Consider the following 21,118-nt stretch of genomic DNA (forward strand, 5'->3'; position numbering starts at 1 on the left):
ATGCTTGTTCGAAGGAGGTCAAGTGAAATGTATGCAGCAGAGATGGCAAAAAGAGAGCAGGTAAGAAAAGCTCACAGAGTACATGCAGCCCGTAAGCAGCGTGAAAGAAGAAGAACCGCACTGATTCTTCTTGTCACTCTGATTTCTATTTTTATTATCGGAGTTGGTTTCGGAACAATGCTTGCAAAAGCACAGGAGCCGGAGAAGTCGACATCCGAGAAATATTATCGCAGTATCTGTGTGGAGAAAGGAGATACTCTATGGGATATTGCCTCTGAATATATGGACTCTGTGTATTATGCATCTCATGCAGAGTATATGAAAGAGATCAGAGAGATCAACCATATTTCTCCGACCGGTCAGATTATCTCAGGACAGACACTGATCATTCCTTATTATGAGGAAGATATAGAATAATGTTTTAAGATTCCATTAAGATTCCGGTATGTCCATTGTAGCCTCCAACAAAATATGCTAGAGTAGTAATACATAATTTTGCAAAGGAGGTTCTTCATGAAGAACAAAGCTTACTATTTTCTCTTTGTACTGTATCTTTTGATGTTTGGATTTATTCTTTATATTAACGGTGTATTTACAGGGCAGATAACTTCCCGGAGTAATCTGGTGATCAATATTTCATTCCTGCTTCTGATTGGTATTCTGATGGTAATTTCAGCCATATCATTTGGCCGTCTGAACAAGGCTACAGATGCACTTCTGGATGCGGCAGATGATATGGAAAAAAATTACTCTGCCGATCAGCAGAATCTCTGGAACCGTTATAAAGATAAAAAGGATGTGTTCCATCATACGGTATTGGATGATCAGTTTTCCAAATATCAGCGAAGAATTGCTGCACATACGACTCCAAAAGGATCTGTCACCAGCATATGCCCGATTGAAGATTATCTGAACGAAGATCTTCTGGATCGCATTGGAAGTGCCCATTATAATGGTGTAGTATCGGCGACAATGTCCGGACTCGGTATTCTTGGAACATTCCTGGGTCTGACACTTGGAATGATTCATTTCTCGGGAAATGATATTTTTACAATTTCCGATAACATCGGACCGCTTCTGGAAGGTATGAAAGTAGCATTCCATACTTCTGTGTATGGCATTTTCTTCTCCTTAGTATTTAACTTTGTATACCGCAGTATTATGGCGGATGCTTATGAAAAACTGACCGATTTTCTGGAAACTTTCCATGAATGTGCGGAACCACCAATCAGTACGATAGATGAAAATACCAGTGCCATGCTGATCTATCAGGCTAATATGTCCAATTCATTGAAGACCATGATGGAACTGATGAAAGGCCAGGCTGCAGAGCAGACAAAAGGGCTTTCAACGATCGTACAGCAGTTCGTAAATCAGATGAATGATATAATGGGTACGGACATGGAAAAGCTCGGAAAGAATCTTACTGCAGCCTGTGAAGCACAGAGTACATATGCCCGTAATTTCCAGCGACTTGAAGAAAGCACAAAACTTCTTCTGGAAGCAAGCCGTGCTATGAATGATACGATGAATCTGGCATTGAACCGTCAGGATGAAGTGGCGGAAAAATTATCAGAGACATGTGACGGCCTGAGTAATGAATTATATACCTTTCACAGAATGAGGGATTTGTATGAGAAATAATCGTAAAGAACGGAATGCCTTCCATTCACCTAGTTACTGGCAGTCCTATTCTGATATGATGGCAGCGCTGCTTCTGATCTTTATTCTGATTATTGCAATTACCCTTGCAATTTATAAGCAGAAGCAGACAGATCTGGAGGTTACAAAACAGCAGCTCAGCAGTACCCAGGCAGATCTTGCCATGTCAGAGGAAGAACTGAAGAATTATATGGCACAGCTGGACGATGCAAATACCAAAGTATCGATGACGCAAGAAGAGCTGCAGGCAGCGTATAATGCGATTGCTGCCAAGCAGGAGGAAGTTGATGCCACACAGGAAGAACTGCGTGCAACAAAAAGTCAGCTGCAGGATATCGTCGGTGTCAGAACAGATATTATCCGTGCATTGCAGGAAAGTCTGGATGGCTCTTCCATGACGGTTGATGCACAGAATGGTTCGATCACTTTTTCTTCTGATGTTCTGTTCCGATATAACAGCGCAGTATTGACGGAAAACAGTAAAAATACTTTGAGGGAGGTTATTCCTACCTATCTAAGTGTCCTTTTACAGGCTGATTACCGTCCATATATTGCGGAAATTATTGTTGAAGGACATACTGATACAGAAGGCGGATATGCAAGTAATATGGAATTATCTTTTGCCCGTGCCAATGCTGTAGCAACGTTTTGCCAGAACTCAAAGAATGGATTGACGGATGATCAGATCACGGCACTTCAGAATGTTCTGACTGTAAACGGACGTTCTTACAGTAGCCCGGTATATAAGGAAGGCACTTCTGAAGTAGATATGGCGGCATCCAGAAGAGTAGAGATCAAGTTTCGTCTGAAAGAGGATGAGATGATTGAAAAGATTAATGAAGTTTTGAACGAATCATAGATAATATCTATTGATTGATAGAAAAAAAGTAGTTGATTAAATAATAAAACCGAACTATCCTTTGATGGTAAAGCAAAGGAGTGTTCAAAATTATGAAAGTAAATACGACAGAAAAGACAAGTTTGCGTGGAGAACTGGCACTGATTGTTGCAGTAATTATTAACAGTTTTGGGGTTGTTTTGATGCTGTATTCTGGTTCCGGAATTTCAGCAATCTCCAGTGTGCCCTACGCATTCTCAGAAGTATTTCCATGGTTAACACTTGGCACCTGGACATACCTTTTTCAAGGTCTTCTGGTTTTAAGCCTGATGATTCTTCGAAAAAGATTTGTTCCGATATATCTGTTCAGTTTTGTAGTGGGATTCTGTTTTGGAATTCTGGTGGATGTACATGAGGCATGGATATCAGTCCTTCCTCAGACACTTCCACTTAGAGTTTTATACTTCTGCATCAGCTATTTGCTGATCAGCATTGGAATTGCTCTTTCCAACCGTTGTAAGATGCCTATTGTTCCAACAGATCTTTTTCCGAGAGAACTGTCCTCTATCATTAAGGTTCCTTATTCCAAAGTGAAGGTTTGTTTTGATGTGATATGTCTTGCAGTAACATTCTTAATGACCTATTGTTTCCTTGGACATGTAAAGGGATTGGGAATCGGAACCGTTCTGGCTGCATTTACGTTAGGTAAAGTGATTGGAATGGTTGGAGAGCAGATGGATAAGAAGTGGATGTTTACTTCTGTATTTGAAAAATAATAATTACAGGAAAAACAACGAGACCGTAAATTGCTGTCTCGTTGTTTTTTTCAGAAATATGATTAACCCCGAAACCGGTTCAGGCAGGCATAAATCTCCTGAACACGGGGTCTTGCCAGTCCACAGGGTACATAGGAGCTGCAGAATGGAGTCCAGCCTTTATCAGTAAACAAATCTATGAGATGCTCTACCGTTTCCTGCACCGTAAGATTTGCTTCTGACTGTTCCAGAGCATAGCGCAGCAGATAGGCGAGAGCACAGGTTTGCTCGGAGTCTGCCAGCTGTTCCACATAACGAAGGTCAATCATTTCTTTATCGAGGGAGAAGGAATCCTTCCCGAACACTTTTACCTTCATATGCTCATGTTGGGATCTATTTCCACGACCACCGCGACGACTCATATCAGATGCTTCCCGTCGGAAAGGTGGGAGAGTGCGGTGAAAGTCCGGAATCTGAAATCCAGGTGCCTGTGTTCGAGGTGCCTTGTGCTTCAGGCACAGAGTTTTTACTTTTTCTGTAATATCGACAGGCAGATAATTGTCCATTTGCAAAATCTGATCTGCAATATAGAAGAAGGCTCCCGAACTTCCGGCAACTAAAATCGTAGAAACACCGGCTTTTTCATAAAGGTCTCTTGCACGTTCCAGGAAAGGCGTAATCGGTTCTTTCTCCCGGTTGATAACTTCCTGCATAAAATCATCCCGAAGCATAAAATTTGTGGCAGAAGTATCTTCATCAATTAGGAATAAGCGGGAACCTGCTTCCAGACTTTCTATAACACCGGCAGCCTGTGAAGTGCTTCCACTGGCGTCCGGTGTAGAGAATGCCGTGGTATCTTTTTTATTTGGAAGATCCTTAATAAACATGGAAATATCCACATTACGGATCCCACGACCGTCTTCTGCCCGAAGTTTAACAGCGGTATTATCTGTAATGACATATTCCCGGCCATCCCCTGCAATATGGTTATAAACACCGGTCTGTAGTGCTTCCAGGAGAGTAGATTTTCCGTGATAACCACCACCTACAATTAAAGTAATGCCCACGGGAATCGCCATACCGGTAAGTGCTCCTTTATGGGGAAGAATATATGTTCGCCTCATGGAAGTAGGAGAAGAGAAGGGCACGCTGTTTTTCATGGGAAGATCTGAGACACCGCTTTTTCGCGGAAGGACTGCCTCATCAGCCACAAAAGCAGCCAGTTTTTCCTGTTTCAGAATCCGCCGAAGTGCTTCCTGATCGTCATAGAGGAAGAGGGCCTGTTTCACTTTTTGCTGGTTAATATTCTGATAGAAGAATGTATGTTCGATACAATCCGGAAGAAAATCAAACAGGATCTTTTCCAGCTCTCCGGCACTGATGGTGCGGCCAAAGGCAGGGAATCCAACATGAAAACGGACAATGATCCGGTCATTGGTAATCTGACAGGCGCTTCGTTCCAGAACTTCCTGTCCACATCGGGTGATGGACATCAGACCACTTTTTCCGGAACCTTTTACCTTGAACTGGTAAGCTTCAAATTTGGCTGCAAAGAGTCTGATCAGATGATCCTGAAGAGCGATGCGATAATTTTGATTTACATAATATTCTTCTGGAAACTTAGCATAGCTATGAAGCACCTCGATATGAAGACTGGAAGGTGATGCGAAAGGATCTCCCTGTACATGATCAATACAGAGAATGAAGTTTTCAAACTGATAACTTCCGGCCAGGGATTTGTATGCCGGATAACCTTTATGGTCTATGGCACGCAGAGACGCATGCAGATCATTGGATGATTTCATGAAAAGTAGTCACTCCTTAAAATAATAAGATTCTTATAAAGTATCTTACCATAAATGAAGAGAGAAGAATGCAAAAATAAAATGAAAATAATTTTTATATAGGTTCTTTACAAAAATCCGATTCAGGAGTAGTATAGAGACAGATCAATAACTAGTCGCAAAATGGCAGTTTTACGACGCGTTACATCTAAAATAAGGAGATGACGCTATTTATGTCCCAAACTTATCATGAACAAATTGATTACAAAAACACCATGAAACTCCGGGAATTACAGAAAGAACTCCCCGCTTTCGCAGATGATTTCTTTCGCGCCATGGAAATTAAGAAGGCAACCAACACCCGACGCAATTATGCTTACGACCTGAGTACCTTTTTTTATTTCCTGCGGACAACCAATTCTTACTTCCGTGACAAGGATCTTCGAACACTTCCGGTATCCATCCTGGATAATCTTCAGCCGGTGGATATTGAGGAGTATCTCTCCTTCCTGACCTACTATGAAAAGGACGGTCAGATTTATCAGAATCATGAGGAAGGCAAAGCCAGAAAGCTGGCGACGCTGAATACCTTTTTCGGATATTTCCATAAGAAGGAAATGATTCAGAAAAATGCTCCCTCTGTTGTGGATGTACCCAGGGTCAAAGAAAAAAACATCATCCGTCTGGATGCTAATGAGGTAGCCCAACTCATTGATAATATTGAATCGGGAGAAAAGCTGACCAAACAGCAAAAAGTCTGGCATGAACGGAATAAAGCACGGGACCTTGCCATCGTGGTTACTCTCCTTGGAACAGGTGTTCGAGTAACGGAGCTGGTGGGACTGGACCTTTCGGATCTGGATTTTGATAATGGAGCTATGCGGGTGATCCGAAAAGGCGGTAATGAGGATATTGTCTATTTTGGCGAAGAAACTGAAGAAATGCTGCGGAATTATCTGGATGAACGAATGAAAATGACGCCCGCACCGGGACATGAAAATGCACTGTTTATCTCCCAGAATAATACGCGGATTACAGTGCGTTCTGTGGAGCGTCTGGTAAAGAAATATGCTTCCACGGCAACAGTAAAGAAAATCACGCCTCACAAGCTACGGAGTACCTATGGTACTGCTCTTTACCAGGAAACCGGCGACATCTATCTGGTAGCTGATGTGCTGGGTCATAAAAACGTCAATACGACCCGGAAGCATTATGCGGCTATGAAAGAAGAAAATAAACGAAAAGCAGCCAATATTGTGCAGCTGCGAGAAAAGGAGTAAAAGTGTATGAAACTGAATACCCGAAAACTAATGATACAATACTGTATCCTGCAGGGCTCATATTGGGCATCTTTCTGTGTGATCTATGCATTTGCAACAGTCTTCTTATTAAGCCGTGGATTTGAGAGTTCCATGATCGGCGTGATTATTGCAGCCGGAAATATTTTAGGAGTGGTTCTGCAGCCTATGGTGGCTTCCATCGCAGACCGTTCTGAAAAAATCTCTCTGCACAAATTAACGGCAATGTTATCTGTTATTATGATTTTACTGTTGGTGTTATTATATTTTGTACCCAACGGATTACTTGCTGTTGCTGTTTTATTTCTTTTGACAGATACCTTTCTTCAGGTTATTCAGCCGCTGATTAATTCCGTCAGCGTTTACTATGTGAATCAGGGAGTATCCGTTGATTTTGGTTCTGCGAGAGGAATTGGTTCCCTCTCCTATGCGGCGGCTTCTTATATTCTTGGAATCGTGGTCGAAAAATTTGGAACCAGAAGTATTCTGATGACTGGAATTTTGGTGGCTTTGGTACTGCTCGTAACGGTACTGTCCATGCCGGTACTCTCCTCTTCTGCCGCTTCCCGGCCGAAAGAAAAAGAGCCGGAGCAGAACGATGCAGGCCTTCTTGTATTTGCTGGTAGATATAAGAATTTTATGTTAACTTTAGCAGGCATTACGTTATTGTTCACTTTCCATAATATGAACAATGCTTATTTGATCAAGGTCATTGAAAATGTAGGAGGAACCTCCGCGGATATGGGTCGTATGCTCTCGATTGCAGCGGTAACGGAACTTCCAGTCATGTTCCTGTTCTCCAGAATCTCAAAACACTTTAAGAGCAGTACTTTACTCATGGTATCCAGCGCCTTTTTTGCCATCCGTGCAGCCGGATTTATGCTGGCAGGAAATGTGATGACGATGTATCTGGCAGCCATGTTACAGATCGGTTCCTTTGCCCTGTATATACCTTCTTCTGTTTATTACGTGAATGAAACAATGCTGGATCAGGATAAATTCAAAGGGCAGGCAGTCATGACAGCCACCAATACCCTGGGAGGCGTCTTTGGAAGCCTTTTCGGAGGCTTTCTCATTGACAATGCAGGAGTTGGTGCCATGAATACTGTATGCTTTGCAATGGCCGCTGCAGGCGCTGTACTGGTATTCCTGTTTGCAGGAAGACATGAGTAATTCCTGCAAACAGTGCATCCTTGTGCAGATTTAATGTTTTACGATGGTATCCGAGATTTTTTCATAAAATTTTACCAGTGCACTGTGATCTTCTTTTGCGCAGCCATCTGCTTTCAGAGACTGCATCATCTCCATCACCTGACTGGTCAGCGGAACAGCTGTCTCGGAAGAATGTGCCGCTGCGATAGCATTATTCAGATCCTTAATATGAAGCTCTATCCGGAATCCGGGTTTGAAATTTCGATCAATCATCATAGGCGCTTTCGCATCCAGTACGGTACTTCCTGCCAGTCCACCGCGGATTGCCTGATAGACAAGTTCCGGGTCGGCTCCGGTCTTGGTTGCCATGGTCAGCGCTTCTCCAACTGCTGCGATATTGATGGCGACAATCATCTGGTTTGCAAGTTTGGCAATATTTCCGGCACCGATTTCACCTACATAAACAGCACTGGCTCCCATACACATCAGAACATCATAGTAACGGTCATACAGTTCTTTTTTACCGCCAACCATAATGGAAAGCGTACCGTCAATTGCTTTCGGTTCACCGCCGCTGACCGGCGCATCCATCATTTCAATTCCTGCTGTTGCAAGTTTTGCAGCAATGGCACGGCTTTCTGTCGGATCGATGGAGCTCATATCAATCAGGACCGTTCCTGGTTTTGCACCTTTGATAATGCCATTTTCAGAAAGTGCTACGTCTCTGACATTCGGAGAGTTTGGAACCATAGTAATGATGGTTTCACACTGAGCAGCAAGCTCTGCCGGAGATTTTGCCATGACAGCACCTTCTTTGGCAAGTTCCTCCATAGATGCACTGGAACGATTATATACGACCATTTCATGACCATTTTTCATAAGATTTCTACACATGGGCTTTCCCATGATGCCAAGTCCGATAAATCCGATTTTCACAGGTTTTTCCTCCCTTTTAGCGATATTATTTATATTTTACCCGTTCTGTATCTTGTTTTCAATGATATTCCCGGATTCGATTTCAATTTTTACTTTTTCTTAATATGAATTTCCGGAATGGCTACGTTATCGTAACTGATACTTTCGCCGTGGTGATGCACATCCGCCTCTTCTTTATGTCCGTGATGCCCATGAAGATGCACCTCCGGAATGGCCAGATTTTCGCTCTCCACATCATAATCCGGCTCTTTTTCTTTTGCTTTTCTCTTCTCCCAGAATTTTCTCCAGAACATGATTTCATCCCTCCTTATATGAAACTATTACAACTATTCAGAGCCACATGCTTGCCCGGGTATTTACAGAAAATTAATAAACAGTGTGATCACCAGACTGTTCAAAAAGTCCGCAAACAAACTTCCTACCAGCGGGATCAGAAGGTAGGCTTTGACTGACGGAGCGTATTTCTCACACAGCACCTGCATATTGGCCATGGCATTTGGGGTTGCACCCATACCAAAACCGCAGACACCGGAAGAAATCACTGCTGCATCGTAATCCCGTCCCATAACCCAGAAAACAACAAAATACGTAAAAACAAACATCAGCACTACCTGTCCTGCCAGTAAGATCAGCAGCGGAAGCGCCAAATCCGCCAGCTGCCAGAGCTTCAACGTAATCATGGCAATCCCAAGAAACAGAGACAGGCTGATACCACCGATATCGTTGATCTCACCCATATAAGTCGTATATTTTCCAGTATATTCACCAATATTTCTCATAACAGCGGCTGCGATCATAGCTCCGATATAGATCGGGAAGGTCATGCCGGTCATGGACAGAAAATCTGACAGAATCGTGCCGATACCCATGGCAATAATCAGCTGAAACACAGCAGCCGGATACATGCTGGTATGACGCTCATGCTTCCGCTCCTCTTCTACCAGAAGGCTGTCATCCTCTGTAACTGCCGTAGACAAAAGATTCTTTTTCTCAATCAGACGTTTTCCGATAGGGCCACCCATCATACTGCCTGCGATCAGACCAAAGGTAGCAGCTGCGGTACAAAGCGTAGATGCGCCTTCAATGCCAAAGTCTTCCAGCACCGGACCAAATGCACCTGCAGTACCATGTCCGCCAACCATGGGGATAGAACCGGTACATAAGCCCACCAGCACATCAATGTGCAGTAATTTTGCAAGGCCTACTGCCAGGAAGTTCTGTGACACGATCAGTACAATGACCAGTCCCAGAAATACAATCAGTGCTTTTCCTCCGCTCTTCAGGACTTTTAAGTTCGCCTGAAAACCTACAGATGTGAAAAAAAATACCATACAGACTTCTTTTAAAATGTCATTAAATGAAAACTCTGCAATTCCGGTGACGTAACATACACAGGTCAGCACTGCAAATACCACGCCTCCGATGACCGGGGCAGGAATGCAGAATCGTTCCAGAATATTTACCCGTTTTCTTAAAAATTTTCCAAGCATCAGAGCCACAACCGCTGCGGCAATGGTCTGATACATATCAAGATGTATCATATTCATTTATTTATTTGTTTCCTTCCTTTGTGGTTACGTCAATGCCGCATTCTTTATAATAGTCTGCGGCTCCCGGATGAAATGGAATAGAAATTCCGTCGGTGGAGGAAGATTCATCAAGCACCAGATCCAGAGGAAGTGCATACTGTAATTTCTGACTGTTCCCGAACAAAAGTCCTGTTATCTGTTTTACTGTCTTTGCGGACAATTTGTCACTGGCCAGAAGAAGTGCTCTCACACCTACCGTGGAGACTTCCTCTGTCTGTCCGGAATAAGTATCTGCCGGAATTACATACGTCTCATATGCCGGATAAGCACTCAGAAGCCGGCCGGCGCCCTCTCCATCCACATTCAGGAAACGAATCTCACACTGACGGGTCAGTTCTTCCAGCACTGTCGTCTGCACACCTGCTGTACAGAACATGGCGTCAATCTCACCTTTTTGCAGAGCGTCCGCTGCTTCTGTATACGTAAAATATTTCATTTCCACCAGTCGGTCACCAAGACCGTAGGCTTCCAGAATCTGCCGGGCATTCTGCTCGGTTCCTGATTCTTCTTCTCCGATGCTCACGGTCTTTCCCTGCAGATCTTCTATGGATGCAATCTCTGAATCTGCGCGAACTGCAACCTGGCAGGCTTCCGTATAAAGTCCGGCCACGGCACTGAAGTTTGCATAGGATTCCCCATCTGCAAATACGCCGGTTCCTGCATATGCATCCTCCGCCATATCCGCCTGGGCAATGGCCATCTGTACATAATCCTCGGAAAGCAACCGGATATTAGCCGCTGATCCGGCCGTCGTCCGCACTTCAATTGGATCTGTTCCTTCCCCTTCTTCGGCAAGCTTTGCGAAAGCATCACCAAATACCTGATACATTCCGCCCAGTCCTGCTGCACCGAATCGGATGCGTCCGGCACTGCTGCCGCATCCCATCAACATCAGCGCTGCCATTCCGACGGCAAATAATTGTTTTGTCTTCATTTATCGTCCCTCTCTTGTTTCTATCCTGTCCACCGACTGCTGCAACCGTTCTTTTAAAAGCGTATTCCGTCGGTCGACTGTCACATTCCGCACGGCACAGGCCAGGGCTTTTCTGGTTCCCACCATGACAAGAATTTTCTTCGCCCTTGTAATTCCCGTATAGATCAGATTTCTCTGCAGCATCACATAATGATTCATGAGCACCGGCATCACCACAATGGGGTATTCAGATCCCTGCGCTTTGTGAATGGTGGTGGCATAAGCATGTACCAGTTCATCCAGTTCGGAAGACTCATATTCCACCACATGCTGATCAAAATTGACTTTCAGTGTCCGGTTCTGGAGATCCACCGATTCAATGATACCGATGTCTCCGTTAAATACTTCTTTATCATAATTATTCCTGATCTGCATGACTTTGTCATCCCGCCGGAAAATAAAACCGCTTCGCCGTAATCCGTCACCCTGGGGATTCAAAGCCTCCTGCAGCGCCAGATTGAGATTCGTCGCTCCAACGACACCTTTCTGCATAGGCGTTAATACCTGGATCTGTGAAGACGGCGTGCGGTAATAACGGGACAGCTTATGCTGCACCAGACTGACAATCTCCCGCACTGCTTCTTCCGGATCTTCTTTGGTCGTAAAGAAAAAATCTGTCTCTTTTCCATTAGAGAGATCCGGCATCTGTCCCTCATTGATCCTGTGGGCATTCATGATAATCCGGCTTGTCTGTGCCTGGCGGAAAATGCGGGTCAGGCGGATCACCGGAACCACCCCGGAATCAATCAGATCCCTCAATACATTTCCTGCGCCTACCGATGGCAGCTGGTCAATGTCTCCCACCAGAACCACTCTCATGCCCGCCGGGATGGCTTTGAGCAGTGAATTCATGAGCACCAGATCAATCATGGAACACTCATCGACAATGAGCACATCTCCTTCCAGGGGATTTTCCTCATTTTTCTGATAGCCCTCCGGCGGCTTACACTCCAAAAGCCTGTGAATGGTCTTTGCTTCCAGCCCGGTTGTCTCCGTCATACGCTTGGCTGCTCTTCCAGTTGGTGCTGCCAGCAGAATCTTTAATCCGAAGGACTGATAAGCAGAAATAATGCCTTTCGTCGTCGTGGTCTTTCCTGTACCGGGTCCTCCGGTAAGAATCATTATCTTGGAAACTGCAGCCTGTCGGATGGCATCTGCCTGAATCTCATCATATTCCATACCGATTTTGGCTTCGATCTTCTTTACATCAATAGAAAGAGCCCTATTTCCGGTCCGTTTCCGCGCTTCCATCAGAGATGTCCATAGGCGATCCTGTGCCGGATTCTGTAACAATTTCCGGATTTTAGCAGCAACGCCCACCTCCGCATAGTAAAAAGGCGGCAGATAAATAGCGTCCCCTTTCTCTTCCGATACCGGTTCTGAGATCACATCTTTGTCCGCCAGCATCTGGTCCAGGGTCATGACGATACTGCTTTCTTCGGCTTCCAGAAGTTCGGTTGCCCGTTTTATGAGTTGTCCTTTATAGGCATAAACATGGCCTTCATCTGCCAGACTGCTTAACGTATACATGATACCGCTTCGGAGACGCACAAACGCTTCTTTTCCGATACCCAGCTTCTCCGCGATGCTATCTGCCGTCTTAAAACCAATGCCCCAGATATCGTCTGCCAGCCGGAATGGATTTTCCTTTACCTTTGCGATACTGTCATTTCCATATTGACGGTAAATCTTGGCTGCGAAAGAAGTACTCACTCCATGATCCTGCAGAAAAAGCATGACATTTTTAATCTCTTTTTGCCGCTCCCAGCTTTCATGAATCTGCCGGATTCGTTTTTCACCGATGCCTTCCACTTCTTTCAGCCGAGAAATATCACACTCAATCACATCCATGGTGTCAGTCCCGAAAAGCCCCACAATCCGTTTGGCAAATTTAGGTCCTACACCTTTGATCAGACCGGAACCCAGGTATTTCTCAATACCAAAAACTGTCGCCGGAAGCGTTTCTTCCCAGCTCTCTGCCACGAACTGACGGCCATATTTACTGTCCACCTTCCAGTTGCCGTCAATGAGCAGCACCGAACCTACATTGACATCCAGAAGATTTCCAATGACTGTTACCAGATCGTTATAATTCTTCACTGCGCATTTAAGTACTGTATAGCCATTTTCCGGGTTCTGATAAGTAATTCGTTCCACCACGCCACGAAGTTTCATGGTTGAATGTTTCGGCTTTTCCGGAACAGCAGGATTCCTTTCCGGTGCATTGTTTTCTGATGATGCCGATTTCCCGGTCCGTGCCTCCCGCATCTCTTTTACCATACACTCATAGACCTGCTGGTTCATCCGGCAGTCATTCAGCGCCCGGTGTGCGCCGTCCGTTGTGAGACCATAGTAAGAAGCCAGATCGGTCAGTTTATGATGGGAAAGATTCGGAAGATGCTTTCTTGCCAGAGGGAGTGTATCTATATAGTCGTTGACGGGAACAGAGCCATAATATTTCTCCGCGTCCCTGCAGATAAATTTCATATCAAAAGAAGCAATATTGTGACCCACCAGAGGATAACCTTCCGTGAAATCCAGAAATTCCTGCAGCACTTTTACAAACCGCGGCGCATAAGCTACCATTTGATCGGTAATGCCGTTTACCTGACTTGCACCTGACGGAATATGCCGTCCCGGATTGACCAGAGTGCTGAACTCATCCACGACTTTTCCTCCCCGGACCTTCACAGCAGAAATCTCTACCACTTCGTCATATACGCGGGAGATGCCTGTAGTCTCCAGGTCAAAGACCACATAATCAGGCGTGTATTTCGTTTTCCAGGTTCCTCGTTTGGCTGCCATCCAATTGCTCCTTATGTTCAAAAGTATATTTCATTATAGCACAATTAAGACCTCTCAAACAATGGCGCGCAAACAAAAATCCCGGGATGGTGGCCAGATCCAATCCCGGGACTTTCTGTTCTATTTCATTTTACTATTCGCCTAAATTTACCATTACATCAGATACTTCTACAGACTGATCAATGAGTCCGTTTGCCAGCATCCAGTCGATGTTCTGCTGCCAGCAGTCATCCGTCATGCTTAAAAATGCAGCATCATCTGTTGCCATCAACGGGAGAAGGGTCGCACAGGACTGCTCCTCCACAGACTGCGTCAGTGGGAAGTTCTCCTCGTTCTGGTTCTCCATCAGGATCGCAAGGCATCCATCCGGATCAGCCTGGAAATCTGCAAAGCCTTTCTTGCAGGCACGGATAAATCCTTCTGCCACTTCCGGCTCATTTTCCAAAATATCATTGTTGGTAAGGAACACCTCTTCATAGTAATTCGGGATGCCATATCCATTTACCATAAAGTAGTTAACATCAAATCCCTCTTCTTCCATCTGAGGTACTTCATGGTTTACGAGACAGCCGATCGTCGCATCTACATTTCCAGTGGTCATGGAACTCATCAGATCAAATCCTACATCAACCATATTCACATCAGAAGAGTCTGCACCAACGTTTTCTATCATACATTTAATAAAAGCTTCACTAAGGGCAGTTCCACCATAGCCAATCGTTTTTCCTGCCAGGTCTTCCGGTCCGGTGATATTTTTATCTTTCAGAGAAAGAATAACGCACAGTGGAGACTGCACGATCGCACCGATAGCCTTCACCGGTGTTTTCTGATTGGCAATGGCCTGAATTACGTCATGCTGATAATACATACCAATCTCAGCTTTACCTGCTGCTACTAAAGACAGGGCATCGCTTGCATTGGAAGGAAAACGGATCTGTACATCCAGTCCTTCCTCTTTAAAATATCCTCTTTCGATAGCCGTGTAAAGAAATGCATGGATGGCATTCGGGTACCAGTCCAGTACCACATTGACTTCTCTTAATGCATCTTCTTCGACTGCTTCCTCCTCCACTGCCTCTTCTGCCGTTTCAGAAGGATTGGTATTGGAAGCTGATTCCGTTTTTCCGCATCCGGAAAGCATGGTTACACTTAAAGTTGCTGCAAGGGCAGCTGCTAATATTCTTTTTTTCACAATCGTAGTCCTCTTTCGTTTAGTCATTTCTCCAGTGGATCAGTCGTTTTTCCAGAATCGCTACCAGTTCGGTGAAGAACATGGCTACCACGGAGAGCAGGAGAATCGGTGCAAATACACCGGCTCCGTCAAGCTGCGTCATCATTCGTCTGCTGAAATATCCAAGTCCGCTCTGTGCGCCCAACCATTCGCCAATGGCAGCTCCGATGATGGACATGGGAACAGCCATTTTGATGGCAGAAAAGAAGCAGGGAAGCACTGCCGGAATTTTCAGTTTAAAAAAGATCTGGCGTTTACTTGCGCCAAAGGTAAATAACAATTCTGCCATCTCTGTCTTTACCGATTTAAATCCGTCAAATACCGTGATGGTAATAGGGAAAAAGGTAATCAATACCGTTACCAGCACTTTACTCCAGATACCATAACCAAACCAGAGCACAAAAAGCGGTGCCAATGCAGTGGTCGGAATCGTCTGGGAAGCAATAATTAACGGATATAATGCTTTTTCCGCAATCTCACTGATATCCATAAGAACGGCAAGTCCCAGTCCCAGAACAATAGAAATGGAAAGTCCGATGGCAACTACCGACATGGTAGCCGGAAGATGCGCTGTAAATAACGGACCTCGCAGTTCCCAGAGACGGACTAAAATCTGCGTCGGGGACGGCAGAATATAGGCCGCATCAATTCCCATAGCAGCAGCCTGCCAGAACATCAGTAATACTGCCAGGAGAATCAGGGCCGGAAGATTTGCATTCCCGCGTTTTTTCGTCTCATTCATCTACGGATTCCTCCTGAGCATTTCAATTAAATTCTCTTTTAACTCCACGATTTCAGGACGGGTCAGTTCTTCCCTTGTTCGCGGATATTCTGCCGGAACTTCAATGGATTTTAAGTGAGTGATGGGAGTTTCTTCCACCACCAGAATTCGGCTGGATAAAAAGACTGCCTCCTCCACATCATGGGTAATAAAAAGAACAGTCTTCTGCTCGCGTTCCCATTGTTCCAAAAGCCATTCCCGCATGGAAAGGCGTGTCAGATAATCAAGGGCAGAGAAAGGTTCATCCAGAAGCAAAAGATCTGATCCGGTGAGCACAGTTCTGGCAAATGCTGCACGCTGCCGCATACCGCCGGAAAGCTCCCGTGGAGACTTCTTTCCCCAATCTTTTAAACCGACAGATTCCAATGCCTGCTCTGCCCGCTCTTCCATCTCTGCTTTGGAAATGCTCCCCTGAATTTCCATGGGAAGCATAACATTTTCTTTTACTGTCCGCCATGGGAACAGCATGTCCTGCTGCGGCATATAACCACAGTAGTTTTTAAGACCATTGATATTCTGTCCATTTACCAGAATATTTCCTTCTGCAGGAGGGAGAAGCTTATTGACCAGCCGAAAAATCGTACTTTTTCCGCAACCGGAAGGACCGATTACGGACACGAATTCTCCATCCTGGACAGTAAAGGACAGATGGTCAATGATGGAAAAATCTTCACAGTCATACTGAAATCTTACGTTATCAAATGTAAGCATACACTATTTCCTCATTTCCCATGCCATGTCCCAGAACGCTTTTTCATAGCGGGAGCATGCGGTGAAGATTTCGGAAAGATGTGCAAGCTGTGCTTCATTGTAGTCTGCTGCCAGACGATCAACTAAAACCACAAGGGATTCATTTTCCTCATGATAGCTGTCTGACACATAACCGGATACCCATTCTCCATAAAACGGATGTTTGTCTGCTTCCGGGTGCTCAGCTACAATCTGGCGGGCAATTGCCTCATAACTCAATGCGCAGGAAAGAATGGAAGCTGCTACTTCTGCCTGACCTTCTTCATAAGCTACACGGAGCATATAGGAGGTATAAGACAGATTATCAAGGGCCTGCTTCGTATGTTCTGCCTCTTCCGGCGTGATGCCAAGGCGTGCCATGTAGCTTCTGTGAATATCCATCTCTCCATCTAAAATAGCATGGGTGGAATTTGCAAAGCGTTTCATAAACTCCATGTCCTTCGCCTTTGCAACGCCAATAGCAAATACTTTCGTATAATCAAGAAGATAGAGATAGTCCTGTATCATATAATATTTGAATTTTTCTTTATCCAGAGTTCCGTCGGCAATCCCCTGTACAAACGGGTGCTGATGGTATTCTGCCCAGATAGATTCTGTGTCTTTTAAAAGACGTTCTGTAACGGTCATGCCTTTTCCTCCGCAAATCCTTTTCCACGAAAATCAAATCCGTGATCCATGGGGCCGGAACCCTGTCCAAGATCAAGCATGGCTGCCAGAGCGCCGGAGATATAAGCTTTTGCGCGCTCCACTGCGGTGTCCAGATCATAGCCTTTTGCCAGATTGGAGGCAATAGCGCTGGACAGCGTACATCCGGTACCATGGGTATTCGGGTTGTCGATCCGTTTACCATTGAACCATTTATAATCGCCGTTCCGGTACAGAAGGTCGTTGGCATCATTTAACTGATGTCCACCCTTGCAGAGTACGGCACAGTGATAGGTCTCACTGATATATTTTGCTGCTGCAATCATGTCATCCGCGGTCTTTACTTCCATTCCGGAGAGAACTTCCGTCTCCGGAATATTCGGAGTCAAAACCGTCGCCATGGGCAGTAAAAGCTCTTTTAATGCGCCAATGGCGTCCTCGCTGATGAGTCTTGATCCGCTGGTTGCCACCATAACCGGGTCCACTACGATTTTTTCTGCTTCATACTGTTTCAGTTTCTTTGCGATGGACTCGATCAGTCCCACAGAAGAAACCATTCCGATCTTCACTGCGTCCGGACGAATATCCGTAAATACGCTATCAATCTGCTGTTCCAGGAATTCCGGGGTTACCTCGAAAATCCCCTGGACGCCGGTGGTGTTCTGTGCTGTCAGAGCCGTAATTGCAGTCATGGCATATACCCCATTTGCAATCATGGTCTTTAAGTCAGCCTGGATACCGGCGCCTCCGCTGGAATCACTTCCGGCGATTGTTAATGCTGTCTTCATAAAAATTCTCCTTTCAGGCATCAATAACTTTTGTTAGGCGATGCAAGGTGGTGCCCCCAATGTACCGCCGCAGGTAAATAAAAAAAGTGGAAATACCAACGTACTTCCACTTTTCTATCTTTTCACAGTTACTTCCTACGTTGGCATGATCCAAATCAGGTATACGGGTCCTGACGGTATCAGTCAGATCTCAGCCCACTTCCGCAGGCTCCCCGGTACTTATTTTCTATTCACTTTGCTTTCTTACTATACGACAATGAAGTGAGGATGTCAAGTTTTCTTCTTATACAGTCACATTAATATATATATGAAAGCTTTTGGCTTTCCAGATACAGAAGCATCCAGTAAGGATTGATGGCCAGCTCGCCACTTTCCGCAGCCGGAAGATAGATCCCCAGATGAAGATGCACCGGGAATTGCCCCGTCGTCCCTTCCGGTCCATATCCAGTGTCACCCATATATCCCAGCACATCTCCTGCCTTCACCGGATCTCCCCTTTTCCAACCTTTGATATACGAATGAAAATGTGCATAGTAATAATAATTGCCACTTATAGATCGGATTCCAATCCGCCAGCCTCCCTTTTCCAGCCATCCCACCTGTTCAATGGTTCCATCTGTCATGCTCACAATGGGAAAATAGCCGCTTTTATCAGGGTCGGCCATCAGGTCAATTCCTTCGTGTTTTCGTTTGCCGCCGTAGTTTCGTTCCGCCTGCCAGGTATTTTGGAAGGAGACAGATACATTTGGGGACAAGGCAGAATCCGGTACCGGAAAATAGATAAGCTCTTCCCAGACAGACTCGATCTGTCTCTGATATTGCTCCAGAAGGCTCTCTGTGGTCTTGGAAAGGTTTCCTGCCTGCCGGTCTATAAGATTTTCGATCCATTCTTTTTCAGACTGAATCAGGCAGCAGAGGAACAAAATGGCAATCAGATAGCAGGCATGTTGTCTGGAAATGCGCATAAATTACGGTCAACTCCATAAAATGTACAAAATCAGTTTATTATATGGGACGTACGTGAAAAAAATACTGTCAGTGATTCTGCCTCTTGGCTTTTGTATTCTTCTGTTTACTCATCCGGTTCTGGCAGCAGAAGGCTGTACAGCAGGACTTACGCTCTGGTATCAGGCAGTTCTGCCCTCACTGCTTCCGTTTATGATTGTATCCGGCCTACTGATCCATACAGGCCTCTTTCACTTCCTGAACAGCTTCTATGCACCTTTGTTTCAACGACTGTTCCGGATCTCCGAGGAGGGCTGTTATGCTGTCCTGATGGGTTTTCTGTGTGGATTTCCAATGGGTGCCAAGACAACCGCTGATCTGGTACGACAAGGACATCTTACACGGGAGGAAGGCACTTATCTTCTTGGATTTTGCAACAATGTAAGTCCGGCTTTTTTTATGAACTATATCTGTATGTATGCGCTTGGATATCATCAGATTCCATGGAAAATTGTACTGCTATTCTATGCTCTTCCGGTTTGCTACGGGATACTGACAAGACCATTTTATCATTTTCCTTACGACCGGAATATATGTACAAAAAAACAGGCCCCCATGCAGCGGCTTACATTTCCGATGCTGGATGCCTGTATTATGGACAGTTTCGCAACCATTACCCGGCTTGGCGGATATATTATTCTGTTTTCGGTCTGTAGTCGGATGCTGCAGCTTATTTCTGCCTCATCTGCAGTGCGGCTGCCGCTGGAGTCCATTCTGGAAATCAGCTGTGGCATACAGGCAGTCTGCAGTTTCTTTTCCGGAGCATTGTCCGTCCGTCTGGCAGCAGTCTGTTCCTGCGCTTCTTTTGGTGGATTATGTATTTTTGCGCAGACAAAAAGTGTCCTCTGTCATGCCGGAATCAGAATACGGTCATTTACTGTTGGTCGTCTGTTTCTGGCTCTTCTGTCGTTTCTTCTGTTTCTTCTTTTACAGAAGCTGTCTCCGGTGCCAGTTCCTGGCGGTTACTGATGATAGTGTCATAGAAATCCTGAAAATTTTTCATCATTGCGCTGTAACGGCTGTTGGAAGTCTCTACTACTTCCTGCACCATGGTCTGCATGTTGGCGAGCATATCATCGGTATACTGGATAGCGCCACGACGGATCTCATTGGCATCTCTGGTTGCATTATCCAGAATATCCTGTGCCTGATTAGTAGCCATTTCAATGACCTGATTTGCCTGCTCATAAGCCTGCTGCATAATCTCATGCTCATTGACCAGCTCCTGATTCTGGATATTTGCCTGAGCAATAATGGCTTCTGCTTTCTGCTGGGCATCTGCCAGAATTGCATCCTTATTTGCAAGGATTTTCTGATAACGCTTGATCTCCTCCGGCGTCTTCAGACGAAGTTCACGCAGAAGTTCTTCCATGCGCTCACGCTCCACCACAATCTTGTCTCCCGATGAAAATAAAGGTCCTTTGCATGTATCAATATAATCTTCAATCTCTTCAATAATCTGTTCAATACGGCTGCTGCTCATTCTTTTATTCTCCTTTTGCTGCTTTCTTTCTATCCTGAATCAATTCTGAAATTCTTTCGTATTATCTTACGATATTATACCCGAATAGAGGGATTTACGCAAGGTCTCTTTGAGGATTGAATCCCCGGAAACTTTCGGTTATAATGAACTATATGAAGAATACGAAGGAGGAGTGATCCATGAGTACTCATACATCTGCAAAGGACAAGCAGTCAGAAACAAAATCTTCTGCCTGGACATTTCTGCTGGTAGGAAGCGGCGGGTTTCTGATAATCACACTGGCTATTATTGGAATTATCAAGCTGCCTCTGAATATGTTTGCACTGGCAGTTATGGAAGGAATGTTCCTGATTTTCCTTGTTATTGCCGGGCTTTCTTTTAAGAAAGCCATGAAAATGCTGGAGGACATTTCACGGGAATCTACCCTGGAAGAAAAAATCAGTGTCTGGGCTAAAGAAAATCTGGCACCAGAATCCCTGACTGTGGATCTGGATGAGAATACTACCAGTGAAATGAAATATTTTATGGTGACAGAGTTAATGAGGGAACGTATGATGCATGCATTTCCTGAACTGGATGATGCTTATGCAGAAGAACTGACGGAACGTTATTATAACGAACTGTTCCCTGAAGGTTAATTTTT

21 protein-coding genes and 1 riboswitch are annotated in these 21,118 nt (G+C 44.9%); of the genes, 8 read left to right on the forward strand and 13 right to left on the reverse strand.

The annotated features are described in order from the left end of the window. The first annotated feature begins 27 nt into the window (after nucleotides 1–27). The 4 genes from LKD36_RS07725 to LKD36_RS07740 all read left to right on the forward strand — a co-directional run bounded on the left by LKD36_RS07725 (nucleotide 28) and on the right by LKD36_RS07740 (nucleotide 3,276). Nucleotides 28–417: a LysM peptidoglycan-binding domain-containing protein gene (locus LKD36_RS07725; RefSeq protein WP_308459236.1), complete on the forward strand. Its 390-nt coding sequence runs from the start codon at nucleotides 28–30 to the stop codon at nucleotides 415–417. Nucleotides 418–513: 96 nt separating this feature from the next. Beyond that, nucleotides 514–1,644, forward strand: coding sequence for a hypothetical protein (locus tag LKD36_RS07730; protein WP_118770042.1), 1,131 nt, complete (start codon nucleotides 514–516; stop codon nucleotides 1,642–1,644). After that, nucleotides 1,634–2,521, forward strand: a complete 888-nt coding sequence (locus LKD36_RS07735) for an OmpA family protein (RefSeq protein WP_118770041.1) — start codon at nucleotides 1,634–1,636, stop codon at nucleotides 2,519–2,521. The genes LKD36_RS07730 and LKD36_RS07735 overlap by 11 nt, the downstream gene beginning before the upstream one ends. 92 nt (nucleotides 2,522–2,613) lie before the next feature. Further along, nucleotides 2,614–3,276: a DUF6198 family protein gene (locus LKD36_RS07740; RefSeq protein WP_118770040.1), complete on the forward strand. Its 663-nt coding sequence runs from the start codon at nucleotides 2,614–2,616 to the stop codon at nucleotides 3,274–3,276. A gap of 62 nt (nucleotides 3,277–3,338) precedes the next feature. Here LKD36_RS07740 and LKD36_RS07745 read toward each other — a convergent pair whose 3' ends face one another. After that, the gene (locus LKD36_RS07745) at nucleotides 3,339–5,060 is read right to left on the reverse strand and encodes an ABC-ATPase domain-containing protein (protein ID WP_308459237.1); all 1,722 of its coding nucleotides are present in this window, start codon (nucleotides 5,058–5,060) and stop codon (nucleotides 3,339–3,341) included. Between the two features lie 212 nt (nucleotides 5,061–5,272). On the opposite strand from LKD36_RS07745, the gene LKD36_RS07750 reads away from it, so the two are divergent. Beyond that, a complete protein-coding gene (locus tag LKD36_RS07750) occupies nucleotides 5,273–6,319 on the forward strand; it encodes a tyrosine-type recombinase/integrase (RefSeq protein ID WP_308459238.1) in 1,047 nt (348 codons plus the stop codon). Nucleotides 6,320–6,325: 6 nt separating this feature from the next. Next, nucleotides 6,326–7,510 carry an MFS transporter gene (locus tag LKD36_RS07755; RefSeq protein ID WP_308459239.1) on the forward strand — a complete coding sequence of 395 codons (1,185 nt, stop codon included), beginning with the start codon at nucleotides 6,326–6,328 and terminating at the stop codon, nucleotides 7,508–7,510. A gap of 30 nt (nucleotides 7,511–7,540) precedes the next feature. On the opposite strand, the gene garR is transcribed toward LKD36_RS07755, so the two are convergent. The 11 genes from garR to LKD36_RS07810 all read right to left on the reverse strand — a co-directional run bounded on the left by garR (nucleotide 7,541) and on the right by LKD36_RS07810 (nucleotide 18,952). Further along, complete coding sequence (gene garR, locus LKD36_RS07760; protein WP_308459240.1) at nucleotides 7,541–8,425, reverse strand: 2-hydroxy-3-oxopropionate reductase; 885 nt, start codon at nucleotides 8,423–8,425, stop codon at nucleotides 7,541–7,543. Nucleotides 8,426–8,514: 89 nt separating this feature from the next. Next, entirely contained in the window at nucleotides 8,515–8,718 is a 204-nt protein-coding gene (locus tag LKD36_RS07765; RefSeq protein ID WP_308459241.1) for a hypothetical protein, read from the reverse strand. Between the two features lie 63 nt (nucleotides 8,719–8,781). Then, on the reverse strand, nucleotides 8,782–9,972 hold the full coding sequence (gene gltS / locus LKD36_RS07770; protein ID WP_331465193.1) for a sodium/glutamate symporter: 1,191 nt from the start codon (nucleotides 9,970–9,972) through the stop codon (nucleotides 8,782–8,784). A gap of 4 nt (nucleotides 9,973–9,976) precedes the next feature. Next, a complete protein-coding gene (locus LKD36_RS07775) occupies nucleotides 9,977–10,948 on the reverse strand; it encodes a TAXI family TRAP transporter solute-binding subunit (protein WP_308459242.1) in 972 nt (323 codons plus the stop codon). Continuing rightward, the gene (recD2, locus tag LKD36_RS07780) at nucleotides 10,949–13,792 is read right to left on the reverse strand and encodes an SF1B family DNA helicase RecD2 (RefSeq protein ID WP_308459243.1); all 2,844 of its coding nucleotides are present in this window, start codon (nucleotides 13,790–13,792) and stop codon (nucleotides 10,949–10,951) included. It abuts the gene before it with no gap. A 133-nt stretch (nucleotides 13,793–13,925) separates the two neighbouring features. Then, nucleotides 13,926–14,984 (reverse strand): ABC transporter substrate-binding protein, encoded by a 1,059-nt coding sequence (locus tag LKD36_RS07785; RefSeq protein ID WP_331465194.1) that lies wholly within the window; start codon nucleotides 14,982–14,984, stop codon nucleotides 13,926–13,928. A gap of 19 nt (nucleotides 14,985–15,003) precedes the next feature. Next, complete coding sequence (locus LKD36_RS07790; RefSeq protein ID WP_308459244.1) at nucleotides 15,004–15,765, reverse strand: ABC transporter permease; 762 nt, start codon at nucleotides 15,763–15,765, stop codon at nucleotides 15,004–15,006. After that, complete coding sequence (locus LKD36_RS07795; RefSeq protein WP_308459245.1) at nucleotides 15,766–16,515, reverse strand: ABC transporter ATP-binding protein; 750 nt, start codon at nucleotides 16,513–16,515, stop codon at nucleotides 15,766–15,768. A 3-nt stretch (nucleotides 16,516–16,518) separates the two neighbouring features. Beyond that, entirely contained in the window at nucleotides 16,519–17,181 is a 663-nt protein-coding gene (gene tenA, locus LKD36_RS07800; protein ID WP_118770029.1) for a thiaminase II, read from the reverse strand. After that, nucleotides 17,178–17,987 (reverse strand): bifunctional hydroxymethylpyrimidine kinase/phosphomethylpyrimidine kinase, encoded by an 810-nt coding sequence (thiD, locus tag LKD36_RS07805; RefSeq protein ID WP_308459246.1) that lies wholly within the window; start codon nucleotides 17,985–17,987, stop codon nucleotides 17,178–17,180. Before thiD ends, tenA begins: the two co-directional genes overlap by 4 nt. 115 nt (nucleotides 17,988–18,102) lie before the next feature. Beyond that, nucleotides 18,103–18,212, reverse strand: a riboswitch (TPP riboswitch). 71 nt (nucleotides 18,213–18,283) lie between these two features. Continuing rightward, complete coding sequence (locus LKD36_RS07810) at nucleotides 18,284–18,952, reverse strand: M23 family metallopeptidase (RefSeq protein WP_308459247.1); 669 nt, start codon at nucleotides 18,950–18,952, stop codon at nucleotides 18,284–18,286. Between the two features lie 55 nt (nucleotides 18,953–19,007). On the opposite strand from LKD36_RS07810, the gene LKD36_RS07815 reads away from it, so the two are divergent. Next, the gene (locus tag LKD36_RS07815; RefSeq protein ID WP_308459248.1) at nucleotides 19,008–19,961 is read left to right on the forward strand and encodes a nucleoside recognition domain-containing protein; all 954 of its coding nucleotides are present in this window, start codon (nucleotides 19,008–19,010) and stop codon (nucleotides 19,959–19,961) included. On the opposite strand, the gene LKD36_RS07820 is transcribed toward LKD36_RS07815, so the two are convergent. Next, complete coding sequence (locus LKD36_RS07820) at nucleotides 19,867–20,475, reverse strand: ATP synthase subunit B family protein (protein ID WP_118770025.1); 609 nt, start codon at nucleotides 20,473–20,475, stop codon at nucleotides 19,867–19,869. The genes LKD36_RS07815 and LKD36_RS07820 overlap by 95 nt on opposite strands. Before the next feature lie 179 nt (nucleotides 20,476–20,654). On the opposite strand from LKD36_RS07820, the gene LKD36_RS07825 reads away from it, so the two are divergent. Next, nucleotides 20,655–21,113: a hypothetical protein gene (locus tag LKD36_RS07825; protein ID WP_308459249.1), complete on the forward strand. Its 459-nt coding sequence runs from the start codon at nucleotides 20,655–20,657 to the stop codon at nucleotides 21,111–21,113. Nucleotides 21,114–21,118 lie beyond the last annotated feature (5 nt).

The organism is Hominiventricola filiformis (assembly GCF_020686965.1).
In the GTDB taxonomy this organism is placed as follows: domain Bacteria; phylum Bacillota; class Clostridia; order Lachnospirales; family Lachnospiraceae; genus Hominiventricola; species Hominiventricola filiformis.